Source organism: Prevotella sp. HCN-7019, assembly GCF_037890215.1.
In the GTDB taxonomy this organism is placed as follows: domain Bacteria; phylum Bacteroidota; class Bacteroidia; order Bacteroidales; family Bacteroidaceae; genus Prevotella.
Window position 1 is genome coordinate 42648 of sequence record NZ_JBBKBO010000005.1, and the last position, 13414, is coordinate 56061.

Sequence of the window (13414 nt, forward strand, 5' to 3'; positions counted from 1 at the left end):
ACCATTCAAGACTCTTTCGTACTGCCATCAACCAATGCCAGTGGTGCGTTACACACCCAAATAGCCTGTTCAGAGTAACAGCCGTCATCGCACCAAGCCTTATCTCCGACAAAAAGACCGCCAACGGCAGGCCTGCGCTCTCCTATTTTGAGAATTTTTTCTGTCAAAATTTTTTACTTCAGAATCTGCATAAATGTTCATTTTCACATCAACTATGGCCATATCATCAGCCCATCACACGGCGACACGACATACCACATTTCGCAAAAAACATGCAAACAGAACGTATGTAAGACCAAAATATATTATCTTTGCACATAAGGCATGCGGTCCAACATACACACAATAAAGCTACGGGACATATCAATCATACAACCCGTATCACGGCCGCAGAATCACAAAAAACATACTGCATAGAAAATGGAAATAAACATCAGCAACCTGAAAAAGACATACGGCAATAAGACAGCTGTCGACATATCCGAGTTCAAAGCCTCGCGTGGCGAGATAATAGGCCTGCTGGGCAACAACGGTGCAGGCAAGACAACGCTCTTCAGGCTCATGCTCGACCTGACAGATGCAAATGAAGGCAGCGTCAACATGACGTTCAACACGTCCACAGACGACCGGCCTGACGCCACACTGCAGGTGAATCCGGCCAAAAGCGAAGAGTGGAAAAAGTACACAGGAGCATACATGGACGAGAGCTTTCTCATCGACTTCCTCACGCCGGAGGAATATTTCGACTTCATAGGCCGCGTATGCGACATGACCAAGGAGCAGATACATGAGCGCATGGCCTGCTTCGAGCAGTTCATGGACAACGAGATTCTGGGACAGAAGAAGTACATACGCGAGTTCTCGGCCGGCAACAAACAGAAGATAGGAATAATCGCAGCTATGTTCAACCGTCCGCAACTGCTTGTGCTCGACGAGCCGTTCAACTTTCTCGACCCAAGCAGTCAGATGATGCTGAAAAAGATAATCTACGACTACAGTCATGAAAGCGGTGCCACAATATTCATATCAAGCCACAACCTGCAACACACTGTCGATCTGTCCACACGCGTGGCGTTGCTGGAGCATGGAGTGATAATAAAGGATCTGCCCAACCATGAAGGAAGCGCCGAAAAGGAACTTGAGGATTATTTCCGCATATAAGCGGCCGAACGGTAAAGGCGCACCGCATACACGCCCAACCAGTAAACACAGGCTATGACGACATATATCAGCACCACACGGGGCACATCCAAACGTATGCCGTCTATCGAAGCACCGGGCAACGAGGCAATGAACCCAAGCCCGCCATTGAGCCACGACACCGACGTGAGAAGCACCTCACCCACCCAACTCTGCAACGCAGGCAACGGAGTGAGCACAAACAGAACGAAAGTACAGTAAATGATGAATGTCGTCAGCGGAACGGCCAGCATGTTGGTAAGAAGGAAATAGCACGAAAAACGACCGAAATAATAAGCTATAAGAGGCGCCACGCCCAATTGTGCTGCCGCAGACACCGACGTCATAGCCCACAACCAGCGGAACGGGCGGAAACGCCATACACCTCTGCCGGAAAGACAACGGTAGACGGAATTGTAGAAAACAAATATGGCAAGCACCGCCATGAAAGACATCTGAAAACCGACATCCCAGAGATAAAGCGGATTTGCGGCCAGCATGACTATGGCTGCAAACGAAAGAGTATTGAGCGACATGCGGTCGCGGTTGAGCAGAGAGACAACCGAACACAGGCTGAACATCGTGGCGGCACGCACCACACTGGGCTGCATTCCCACCATGAAGACATAAGCCCACATAGACACCACAATGACGGCTTGCCCCGCTGCATAAGTACGCCGGTGGGAGAAAAGCAGTGAAAGTATGACGTATATTATGCCGAGATGCAGTCCGGAAAGGGCGAGCACGTGCGATGCTCCTGTAACAGAATAGATTTCTTTCAATTCCTTTGTAAGTCCCGACTTGTCGCCGAGCGTCATTGCAGCCACAACGGCCTGCTCGTCGGCAGGGACACGTCGGCCTGCATAGATGTGTGCAAGGAGCGACTCGCGCAGACGCATGGCCCGTAGTGCCATTCTGTCTGTGCGTGACAGACGTTCAAGACTCACCTGCCTGCTCTGCCACGAATACGGCAGAACAAACGCCGTAGCCACAAAATCGTGCACCGACAGCCAACGGCGGTAATCGAAATTAGATTCCGCATAATAATTCTCAGGCTCGCGCAGTTCCGACACAACGCACAATCCATCGCCCACAGCAAGCCTTTCGGCACTATCGTCAGAACGGTCACGCAATATGCTTGCCTTTACCTTGTGTCCGGCCAGCGGACCGTCGGCCATCAGAAGGTCGCATCTCACCACCTTGCCACGTACCACCGGTCTGGACGCCACTACAGCCTCATATTCCACAGCTCCCTCAGGCAACGTCACGTTAACATCGCGCAACTGTGCACATACGCTCCATGCACCTACAAGTACAATAATCAACATGATGACGGTGCTCTGCAATATGGGCCTGCGCCAGAGCAGAAACGACAGCGCAAGCAACGCCACGGACGAAAGCATCCATACTAGTTGATCCACCACTCCATAAAGCGCATCACCTATGATGATACCCACAATGAGCATCAGCGCCACGCGCAGCAGCGGAAACAGCTGTATCCTACCGTTGGGCTTCATTCATAATCGTCGATTACATTGTTGATGAAGTCCATCATAGGCTTACCAACCTTGAGTATCTTCACCATCTCGTCGAGCCAGCGGTCGCCTTCGAAGAAAGTGTCCGGCACGGCTTTCCAACAGCAGAAATCCTTCATACGCAGATATTCTATATGCTCGTAGTCGCGCGGGAAACCGGAAGGACAAGTCTTCAGATGTTCCAGACCAAAGCCTTTCGGCGAATCCCAGTTACCGCAGCCCGGCCGTCCGAAGAACTTCAAGAAGGTGTCGTTCTCTACACACTTCAGCCATTCGTCTATGTTGCCCATAATCTCGTTACGGCACGAAGTAAGGATATTGGTGGGCAGCCAGTAGTTACCGCACGACACAAGGCAGTGCCCTGGTTCTATATGAATATAATATCCGCCGTGCAACGCTTTCTTGCCGTGAGCTGCGATATAGGCCCCGAGGTGGCGCTTGTATGGCGACTTGTCAGCCGAAAAGCGTGTATCGCGATAAAAACGGTAGGTGGAGTCCTTCACTGTTATGTGGGCCACCGTAGGGTCGAAAGCAGCTATGCGTGCTATGGCCTTAGCCACTCCTTCCTCAAAATCAGCTCTTACAGCAGTGTATTCATCCTTGTGGTCGGCAAACCACTGACGGTTGTTATTGACCGAAAGGTCCTTTAAAAACTGTAATATTCTCTTTATATCCATTATTGTCTGTTTGCTGTTTGTCTTATTGTTATTCTAAAATCGCCGGACATACTCCGACATACTGTACCGGTTCACAGTCGTGAGCCTTCAATGCGCTTGGGACACACATCGGACAGTCCGCACTTGGCACAATGTGGTGATCGGCTCGTGCACACATAGCGTCCGTGCAACAGTAGCCAGTGATGGGCACGTGCCGCTTCGTCAGCAGGAACATTCTTCATAAGTTCCTGTTCCACCTTATATGGAGTATTGGCCGTACGGGGCACAAGTCCGAGTCTGTGGCTCACACGATAGACGTGAGTGTCGACAGCCATTGCCGAGCGTCCGAACGCCACAGCCTGCATAACATTGGCTGTCTTGCGACCCACACCGGGCAGACGCAACAGCTGGTCGAAATCCTCTGGCACCTCACCGCCGTGATCGCTCATGAGCATACGGGCCATCTCAACAAGGTGTCTGGCTTTGGCGTTGGGATAAGACACACTCTTGACATATTCGTAAATCTCGTCCGGCTCGGCCTCTGCCATGCTGGCTGCATCGGGATAGCGGGCAAACAAAGCCGGCGTTATCTGATTCACGCGTTTGTCAGTACACTGTGCACTGAGTATCACAGCCACGAGCAACTGGAACACGCTGCCAAACTCAAGTTCGGTGGTCACCTCCGGAGTCCTTTCCCGGAAATAGTTCAGCACATACTGGTATCTTTCTTTTTTCGTCATATTTTCAATGCATAAAACAGTTTTCCACTCTGTCGTTATCATAAAAAACAACAACAGTTAACCGTATGCAAAGATATTGAAAATAGGGTTCAAATCGACATGGAAAACTCATTTATTGTATGTGGACATCGTTTTTTAGGATTTGTGTATCTGTATAAATAATATGTGTTCATGACTTGGAAAGATTGTAATCCGGCAGAAAGAACAAAAATTCCAAATATCCGCCAAAAAGCAACTAACAATAAAGAGGATGTAAAGGAAAGCGGAATAATAACATTTCCACCCCTTTGCATCCTCTTTTTAATGTTTCCGACAAAGTGTTTCTGTCTTGTGAGAATGAAAGCTATGATATGGATTTACGGTCTTTCAATCCAATCTGGACACAACAGGAAGGGCACTCTTGTTTGAAGCCCATTTCTTGTTTGGACGTTTGCCCATCACAAACTTCAAATTACCTCCGCTTACAATGTCGTTGTAAGTGATGTAAGTTTTCGGATAAAGCTTCCCATTCAAATAAACTTTCTGTATATAGATATTTTCCTTACTATTGTTCTCTGCCTCTACTGTAAAGGTTTTGCCACCACGTACTTTTGCCGTGACTTTGTCAAATCGCGGACTGCCGAATACCAGGACACCATCTGAAGGATTCACCTGATAGAATCCCATGGCCGACAACAGATACCATGCAGACATTTGACCGCAATCCTCGTTACCAATTATGCCATCCGGCTTATCTGTATAGAATTCGTCCATTATATAACGAACCTTTTCGGCTGTCTTCCATTGAGCTCCGGCATATACATAGAGATAAGCCACATGATGGCTCGGTTCATTGCCATGTGCATATTGTCCTATAAGTCCGGTAATGTCGCTTGATGCTCCTTCACCCATACTGTCGTTATTTGTAAAGAATTGGTCCAGTTTTTCTACAAACGGCTTGTTGCCTCCGAACAGTCCGATAAGCCCATAAGGATCCTGGGGAACAAAGAATGTGTATTGCCATCCATTACCTTCACAGAAGTCTCCCACTCCATGTATGGAACGTGCGGGATCGTAAGGCGTACGCCATGATCCGTCCTCAAGTTTCGGGCGTATGAACTTTATGGATGAGTCGAAATAGTTCTTGTAGTACATCGCACGCTTGGCGAAAGTTTCATAGTCGGCAGTTTTTCCCATCTTCTTTGCCATTGCTGCAATGCCCCAGTCGTCTACTGCATATTCCATGGCGATGGATGTTGCCTCATGTATCTTGTCTGCTGGGATATATCCACGATCCATCACATATGGCACACCGTTCTGACGTTCATATGTAGCCGTAGCAACCATAGCGCGGAATGCTTCCTCCGCATCAAATCCTGAGAATCCTTTCAGATAAGCATCAGCTATTACCGGAACAGAGCTGTAACCCGGCATCTGGTTTGTCTCACCACTCATAAGCGGCCAGATAGGCAGTTTGTCTTGCTGACGATAGATGGAAAGCATGGAATTGACAATATCATCCACCCTTTCAGCCTGCGTGATAGTCATCAACGGATGCAGCGCACGATAGGTATCCCACAACGAAAGTGTTGTGTAATTGGCTTTTTTCGGGTCTGTATAAATCATATCGTTCATGCCTCTGTACTCTCCGTTAACATCACAGAAGAGCGTCGGAGCTATCATCGTGTGATAATGAGCTGTATAGAACACACGTTTGGCTGCCTCGTCGTCAGATTCCACTTCCAATTTAGCCAGCTGCTCATTCCAGCGGTCGCTGCTTGCTTTCACCACCTTATCGAAATCCCAATGGGGAAGCTCTGTCTGAAGATTCATCATCGCGTTTTCGCAGCTTACTGACGATAGCGCCACCTTTATCTTCACTTCTTTCACATCACCGAACGTCAGCACGCTTTTCACCGATTCCACTTTCAACTGTTTCCACGGTTTTGGAGTATTGTCGTCATAAGCCGTGAACTTCTCTATCTTCTTGTCGCTCTTCAATACGAAATATACCTTTCGCGAAGGACTCCATCCTCTGACATACCGATAACCTTCCACTGTATAATCATCAACCTGGCGTATATAGCTGTCGTAAGCATTGCTTCCATTGCCTTCACGCAGATCAATCAGTATCGATGCCGGTTTCCCCTGAGGATATGTGTAACGATGAAAACCAACACGGTCTGTGGCCGTCAGCTCAGCTTTGATGTTATATCTGTCGAGCAGCAGCGAATAATATTCAGGGCGGGCCACCTCGTTGGCATGCGAATATTTGGTGGCATAACCATCACTTATATTATCCTGATTGCCTCGTGGAGTACGAATTTCGTTCAATGGCATTATCAGAATATCGCCAAGGTCGGTACATCCGGTACCACTAAGGTGTGTATGGGAGAAACCTATGAGGATGCTGTCCGAATGATGATAAGCCGAACACCAGTCCCAACCTTTATGGATGTTGCTTGGACCAAGCTGCACCATTCCGAAGGGTACACTTGTACCGACAAACACATGTCCGTGATATCCAGATCCTATGAAAGGATCGACATATCTCAACAGACCCTCACTTTTTGAATAGTCTTTTTGTGCCAGACCGTTTGTTGCTATAGTAAGCATACAAAGGGAGGCCAATAGTAATTGGATTTTTTTCATTTAAGTTTTATTTTTAGTTATCAGATTCTGCTTGCAGATATAATCAGATGACAGCTGATCAAGGTAATAAAAAACTCCGCCGACATTTCCGATGGATTCATATCCGGCAATGTCGGCGGAGTTGGATGGCACATATCCGTCACAAATGTGGCAGACGTACCGCCCAACGTGCATCATGCCGTCGGGCATATATCACATGAAAGTATATCTCACTGCCGGCAGACTCATTGCACACGCTTCTCCCGTAGGGGCTTTCATGATCTCAAGACTCTTATTTCTTCTTCTCGTCTGCGTCCTTTTCCTTTGCAACAGAAGACTTGTATGCCTTGTTAAGACCAGCAATAACTTCGTTTGTTATGTCATGGGCCTTGTCGGCATAAAGGATGTTGTCACCAGCCTTGCTGAGAATGAGGCTGTATTTCTTGTCCTTGTTATATACAGCGAGGAAATGCTGTATGCTGTCGCGCAAGGCATTGTTATACTTTTCGGTCTCAGTCTGGAACTCTGTGCTCAGACGCTGGTTGAGGGCCTGCAGGTCGGTGTTCTGCTTCTGCAACTGTGCTCCGATTCTTTCAGCCTGATCGCGTGTATAAGCATTCTGCTGCAATTTCTGCTGGAAGTTGGCGGCAGCAGTCTCAAGCTGTTGCTGTTTCTGTCCGAGAGTATTCTGGATGTTCTGTCCCTTCTTCTGCAGAATCAGAGAATATTCCTTGCAGAATTTGTACTGTGTCATGATGCTGTCAACCTCGACAAATGCAATCTTTGTTTCTGTCGGAGCGACTTTACCGCCTTCTGACTTGTCGTCCACCTGTGATTGTGATTTGTCACATGAGGTGGCTGCAAAAACAGCAACGGCAGCGACAGCAAGCGTACCGAAAAAGTTTTTCTTATTCATTTTGTTTGTTATTGTTTTTAATTATTATTTCCGTTCTGAGATATTGTCAATAGGCCTTGCCATTTGCTCGTGCTTCACGGTCCTGATCCATAACACAGTGTATGCCATTCTTACGCAAAGCCGGGTTCTCATGTATGTGCTGTGAAGAGAATTTGCCGTTCTTCTTCAATATTATTCTTACGCACAATAATGCCACGGCAATAGCAATAATTAACATGCAGAGAAGCAGAGTTTCTACCATTTTTATTTAATTTTGTGCCTACAAAGATAATGCAAAACATGGATTGAACAAAATAATTTATTTATTTTTAGTCCTTGTTCCGCTTATCTTGCATCTTTCGCCGCAAAAGTGCCTCACAAAAAGCGAAACGCCCTTATACAAAGGCTCCGCAGAGAGCACAGACGGCATGAGTAATGAACATACAATATAAACAATACAATTATGGAAATGAAAGAATTGAAACCTGCTCTTGTATTTGAGCATTTTGCTAAAATCAACAGTATACCACGCCCGTCAAAGCACGAGGAAAAGATGATAGAATATCTTAAGGAATTCGGTGAACAGCGTAATCTGGACACGAAAGTGGACGAAACCGGAAACGTAATAATACGCAAACCGGCCACAAAAGGCTACGAGGATCGTCCTACAGTGATACTGCAAAGCCACATGGACATGGTGTGCGACAAACTGGTGGACGTGGATTTCGATTTCCATAAGGATGCTATACAGACATACATCGACGGCGAATGGCTCAGAGCAAAAGGCACAACACTGGGTGCTGACGATGGCATCGGCTGCGCAATAGAGCTGGCACTGCTTGACAGCAACGAAATAGAGCACGGACCGATAGAGTGTGTGTTCACACGCGACGAGGAGACAGGACTGACCGGAGCAATGGGAATGAAAGGTGATTTCATGACAGGAAACATGCTCATAAACCTCGACTCGGAGGACGAAGGACAGATTTTCGTATCATGTGCGGGAGGAAGAACAACACGTGCTACATTCAGTTTTGAAAGAGAGAATGCTCCTGAAGGACATTTCTTTATCAAGGCATCAATAAAAGGACTGCTCGGAGGACACTCCGGCGACGATATCGAGAAGAAACGCGCAAACGCAATAAAGATTCTCACACGCTTCCTTTACAAGGAACAGGAGAAGACTGACCTGAGACTGGCACAGTTCAACTCAGGCAAGATGCACAATGCCATACCTCGTGACGGAAGCATAATCTTTGCCGTACCTAACGACATGAAGGAGACCGTACGTGCCGACTGGAACATCTTCACAAACGAGGTTGAGGAGGAATTCCATGTAAGCGACACAAGCATGGTGTTCATGATGGAAAGCACAGACAGCTACACTGTAATGCCAAAAGAGACAAGCACAAGAATCATACAGGCTCTGCAAGGTCTCGACAACGGCATTTTCGCAATGTGCCAGGACGAGGCATTGGCATGGATGGTTGAGACATCAAGCAACGTGGCAAGCGTCATGACATCTGAAAACAACGTGGAAATTGTGGCTTCACAGCGTTCTAACGTAATGAGCAACCTCGACAACCAGTGCAACACTATTAAAGCTGTATTCCAGCTGGCAGGTGCTGAGGTTGTACAGGGCGACGGTTATCCTGCATGGAAGATGAACGCTGACAGCAAACTCACAAAGACCGCTGTGGAATCATACAAGAAACTGTTCGGCAAAGAACCTATTGTAAAAGGCATTCACGCCGGACTTGAATGCGGATTGTTCTCAGAGCGTTATCCTAACCTCGACATGATTTCGTTCGGACCTACGCTCCGCGGTGTACACACACCAGACGAATGCCTTCTCATACCGACTGTGGAAATGGTATGGGATCATCTGCTCGACATTCTCAAAAACGTGAAATAAAACATGAAACTGATAAAAATACTTCCTTTATTCTGCTCCGCAATCCTTCTATCGGGTTGCGGTAGCGGAAATAAAGAAGAGAAGCTTGTAAGTGATTTTCTTAATGAGAACCTGAAGGAAAACAACATATCACAGGTTATGTTTTCCAAACTGGACTCTACATCGCACATCAGCGACAGCGTCATTGGCGTAATGCGCAATGACATAGAGAAATCAAGACTGTTCAAGAACGGTATAAAATACGGCAACAGAGCCAAAGGAAAGAAACTGTATTTCATAAGCGTGAACTATACGGCATCCAATGGCAAGAAGATGAAGCATACGTTCTATCTGGACAAAAACACAGATAACATCGTATGCATAAAGACAGATGCCGTGAATACCGAAAATACGAACAATCGCGGATAAAAACGGATCAGCATAAATTCGGTGGGAATTGGTTTCGACAAGAGCCTGCAATTTCGATTCCGAACAGGCGTTGCGCCTTTCTGCAGAAAGCAAATCATCAGGGCTTTCCCACACTCTCTGCGCCAGCAGTTTTCCGTCAGAGTTTTCTGTTCTACCCCAAAAAATAAGCGAGTATTTGCGAGCAGACTCTCCTTCGGACGCAAATACGCGAGAAATAAGGACTTTACGCAAGACGCTGCATATCAGCAATTTACGCACAAGAACAATTTTTCCATCATACGAAAAGCACCGTTTCAGCACGTGATACAGCCCATTTCAGAGCCTCAAACACACAATATCGCACCCTAAAACGTACGTAAATAGAGGCTGAAATGGGCTTTATCATAATGTCAAACGCACCACTCCCCACTCCACTACAGGATACATAAAAAGTCTGTACGGCCCGAACCGGCCTTTTTACGGCCATATTTAACATTCCTTCACATCTCTTTTGCGATTTTCTTTTGTCAAAAAAAAAGTCAAGAAAATCCGCAGATCCGTAGCCTGAGTTTTCTATAAAAGTGCTGACGTGAGACGTGAGGAGGAGCATGAGATGTATGCGTACGTCTTTATAGGATTATTCGCCGGTTGTAGCTACGCGGACTTATCAATGCGTGAGAAAACGCGCCTTTACGGCTTGTATCGTCTCGTGTTGTCTGGAAGCTTTACAGCACCATACGCTACTTCATGAATAAAAAACAAACCCCGAAGAACTAATGCTGAGCCATAAAAACAAAAGCATACTTTACATAACAAAAAAGAAGAGAACCAAATCTCTATGATAAGGTTCTCTTCTTTCTTTTATGTCGGGGCGACAGGATTCGAACCTGCGACCGCCTGGTCCCAAACCAGATGCGCTACCGGACTGCGCTACGCCCCGAATATGCAAGTCTTCAAATTTGCGAGTGCAAAGATACACCTTTTTTTTGAATCTTGCAAATTTTATATCAATTATTTTATGATTCCTTGTTCAACAAATATCTTTTTCAAGATCTGAACACCACGTTCAACCTGTTCCTCTGTATGTGTTGCCATGAGAGCAAAACGTACGAGAGTATCCTGAGGAGCACATGCCGGCGGAATAACAGAATTGATGAACACACCATTGTCATAAGCAAGCTTTGTTACAAGGAATGTCTTTGTAGCATCTCTTACATACAACGGAATGATAGGACTTTCTGTATCGCCGATCTCGAATCCTTCTTCTCTGAAACGACGCAATGCATATTTTGTGACAGCCCACAGCTTCTCTATGCGCTCCGGTTCTTTCTGGATGATATGCAGAGCCTCCATGGCAGCAGCAGTTGCCGCAGGAGTGTCAGAAGCACTGAATATGTAAGTGCGGCATGTATGACGCAAATAATTTATTGTGTCGAAGTCGCCGGCAATAAAACCACCGATACTTGCAAGAGACTTAGAGAAGGTTCCCATTATGAGATCAACCTCATCTGTCAGACCGAAATAGTCGCATACACCACGGCCCTCACGTCCGAACACGCCAATACCATGAGCCTCGTCAACCATTATTGAACAGTTGTACTTATGCTTGAGTTCAACTATTGCAGGAAGATTTGCAAGGTCACCTTCCATAGAGAACACTCCGTCGACAACAATCAGTTTAACAGCGTCATGAGGAAGAGATTTGAGGATATTCTCCAAATCCTCCATATCATTATGCTTGTAATGAAGCTGGCGGGCAAAAGACAGACGGCGACCGTCCACAATGCTCGCATGATCACGATCGTCACAGATGATATAGTCACCACGACCTACAACCATTGCAATAACACCTGCATTAACTGAAAAACCTGTAGAGAAACACAATGTATCATCCTTGCCGACAAACTCAGCAAGCTCTTTCTCCAACTGTACGTGCAGGTCAAGAGTTCCGTTCAGAAAACGACTTCCGGCACAACCCGAACCATATTTGTCAAGAGCGGCCTTCGCTGCATCAATCACCCGCTGGTCACCGGTAAGTCCGGTATATGCATTTGATCCGAACATGAGCACCTTATGGCCTCCCATTTCAACTTCTGTGCCCTGTTTGCTCGTAATCTGACGGAAATAAGGATACATTCCAGCCTCCATTATCTTCTGAGGCTCGCGATAATTTTTGTATCTTTCTTGTAATTGTCCCATTTTTTATTTAAATAGGTATAAATCTTCTACTTTTTATTCAGGGTGCAAAGATACAAAAAAGATATTATAAACATATTATTTTAGTAAGAAATGTGCCTTTTTGTGAATTTTGTTTAACAGGCAGTTTACTCATTACCATTTTTTTACTATATTTGCCCATTATGTTTTTCGACAAACGATCACTGCATTATCAAATAGTCAAAATTAAACAACAAATGGTTGAAACACACCATTAATTCAGACAATAATAATGAAAAAGAAGATTGTTTTCATAATTAATCTCATATCAGGAACGTCTGATAAGGCCTCAATACCACAACTTATTGATGAATATCTCGATAAAGACAAATTCGAATATGAAATAGTAACAACAAAGTATGCCGGACATGCTTCAGAGATATCGACAAAAGCCAAGAACGACGGCGTTGACATAGTTGTGGCAGTAGGAGGTGACGGGACGGTGAACGAGGTGGCACGCTCCATTGTTCACTCACAGACAGCTCTCGGGATAATTCCGTGCGGATCCGGCAATGGATTGGCGCGCCATCTGCTTTTACCGATGAACACAAGAAAAGCAATAGAGATAATCAACACTTGTGAGATTCATGAACTCGACTATGGCATAATAAACGAATATCCGTTTTTCTGCACATGTGGTATGGGATTCGACGCATTCGTAAGCATGAAATTTGCAGAAAGCGGAAAAAGAGGTCCTATCACTTATGCCGAAAACATACTGCGAGAAGGTCTGAAATACAAACCGGAAACATACGTGATAGAGGATGAAAGGGGAACAAACACATACAAGGCATTTCTCATTTCATGCGCCAATGCGTCACAATACGGCAACAATGCATACATTGCCCCACAGGCATCCATGAGCGACGGACTTATGGACGTCATCATAATGGAACCGTTCGACATGCTGGAAGCACCACAGATAAGCATCGACATGTTCAACAAAACACTTGACAAGAACGCCAAAATAAAAACTTTTCATAGTAAGAAAATACATATACACCGCACAAAACCCGGTGTAATACATTACGACGGCGACCCTGTAATGGCGGGCGAAGACATTGATGTCGAAATAAAGGAAAAAGGCATAAAAATAATTATCAACCCTTATGCTGACAAAAACACACGAAAACCAAACGCATTGCAAAACGTTGTGTCCGACATTTTCAACGAAATAAACAGCATGCGTGAAGACATCGCAAAACACAGAGAGGCCACATATCGTTTTATGGGAAAATCTCCAAGAAAAGAAGAATAGCCTTCTTTCTTCTTAAAAAAGA

Annotated in this window: 11 protein-coding genes and 1 tRNA gene; 4 read left to right on the forward strand and 8 right to left on the reverse strand. The window is 45.8% G+C overall.

All coding sequences use genetic code 11. From position 1 onward, the window contains the following. Nucleotides 1-420: 420 nt before the first annotated feature. Nucleotides 421-1161: an ABC transporter ATP-binding protein gene (locus WKT13_RS08230; protein WP_340323528.1), complete on the forward strand. Its 741-nt coding sequence runs from the start codon at nt 421-423 to the stop codon at nt 1159-1161. Here WKT13_RS08230 and WKT13_RS08235 read toward each other — a convergent pair. The 6 genes from WKT13_RS08235 to WKT13_RS08260 all read right to left on the reverse strand — a co-directional run bounded on the left by WKT13_RS08235 (nt 1146) and on the right by WKT13_RS08260 (nt 7877). Further along, the gene (locus WKT13_RS08235) at nt 1146-2696 is read right to left on the reverse strand and encodes a ComEC/Rec2 family competence protein (RefSeq protein WP_340323529.1); all 1551 of its coding nucleotides are present in this window, start codon (nt 2694-2696) and stop codon (nt 1146-1148) included. The genes WKT13_RS08230 and WKT13_RS08235 overlap by 16 nt on opposite strands. Further along, nucleotides 2693-3391: a DUF2461 domain-containing protein gene (locus WKT13_RS08240; RefSeq protein ID WP_340323530.1), complete on the reverse strand. Its 699-nt coding sequence runs from the start codon at nt 3389-3391 to the stop codon at nt 2693-2695. The genes WKT13_RS08235 and WKT13_RS08240 overlap by 4 nt, the downstream gene beginning before the upstream one ends. Nucleotides 3392-3462: 71 nt before the next feature. Next, nucleotides 3463-4110, reverse strand: coding sequence for an endonuclease III (gene nth, locus WKT13_RS08245; RefSeq protein WP_298618010.1), 648 nt, complete (start codon nt 4108-4110; stop codon nt 3463-3465). A gap of 366 nt (nt 4111-4476) precedes the next feature. Continuing rightward, on the reverse strand, nt 4477-6741 hold the full coding sequence (locus tag WKT13_RS08250) for a GH92 family glycosyl hydrolase (RefSeq protein ID WP_340323531.1): 2265 nt from the start codon (nt 6739-6741) through the stop codon (nt 4477-4479). Nucleotides 6742-7012: 271 nt separating this feature from the next. Next, a complete protein-coding gene (locus WKT13_RS08255; protein ID WP_298618006.1) occupies nt 7013-7636 on the reverse strand; it encodes an OmpH family outer membrane protein in 624 nt (207 codons plus the stop codon). Nucleotides 7637-7682: 46 nt separating this feature from the next. After that, on the reverse strand, nt 7683-7877 hold the full coding sequence (locus WKT13_RS08260; RefSeq protein WP_298618004.1) for a hypothetical protein: 195 nt from the start codon (nt 7875-7877) through the stop codon (nt 7683-7685). 201 nt (nt 7878-8078) lie between these two features. Between WKT13_RS08260 and WKT13_RS08265 the strand changes: the two genes are divergently transcribed. After that, nucleotides 8079-9530: an aminoacyl-histidine dipeptidase gene (locus WKT13_RS08265; protein WP_340323532.1), complete on the forward strand. Its 1452-nt coding sequence runs from the start codon at nt 8079-8081 to the stop codon at nt 9528-9530. A 3-nt stretch (nt 9531-9533) separates the two neighbouring features. Further along, complete coding sequence (locus WKT13_RS08270) at nt 9534-9938, forward strand: hypothetical protein (RefSeq protein ID WP_298618000.1); 405 nt, start codon at nt 9534-9536, stop codon at nt 9936-9938. Between the two features lie 845 nt (nt 9939-10783). On the opposite strand, the gene WKT13_RS08275 is transcribed toward WKT13_RS08270, so the two are convergent. Together WKT13_RS08275 and spt are read right to left on the reverse strand one after the other, a co-directional pair. Continuing rightward, nucleotides 10784-10857: transfer RNA gene (locus WKT13_RS08275), tRNA-Pro, on the reverse strand. Nucleotides 10858-10928: 71 nt separating this feature from the next. Further along, on the reverse strand, nt 10929-12116 hold the full coding sequence (spt, locus tag WKT13_RS08280) for a serine palmitoyltransferase (RefSeq protein ID WP_298617998.1): 1188 nt from the start codon (nt 12114-12116) through the stop codon (nt 10929-10931). A gap of 250 nt (nt 12117-12366) precedes the next feature. Here spt and WKT13_RS08285 point away from each other — a divergent pair, with 250 nt between their 5' ends. Continuing rightward, the gene (locus WKT13_RS08285; protein ID WP_298617997.1) at nt 12367-13392 is read left to right on the forward strand and encodes a diacylglycerol/lipid kinase family protein; all 1026 of its coding nucleotides are present in this window, start codon (nt 12367-12369) and stop codon (nt 13390-13392) included. Nucleotides 13393-13414 lie beyond the last annotated feature (22 nt).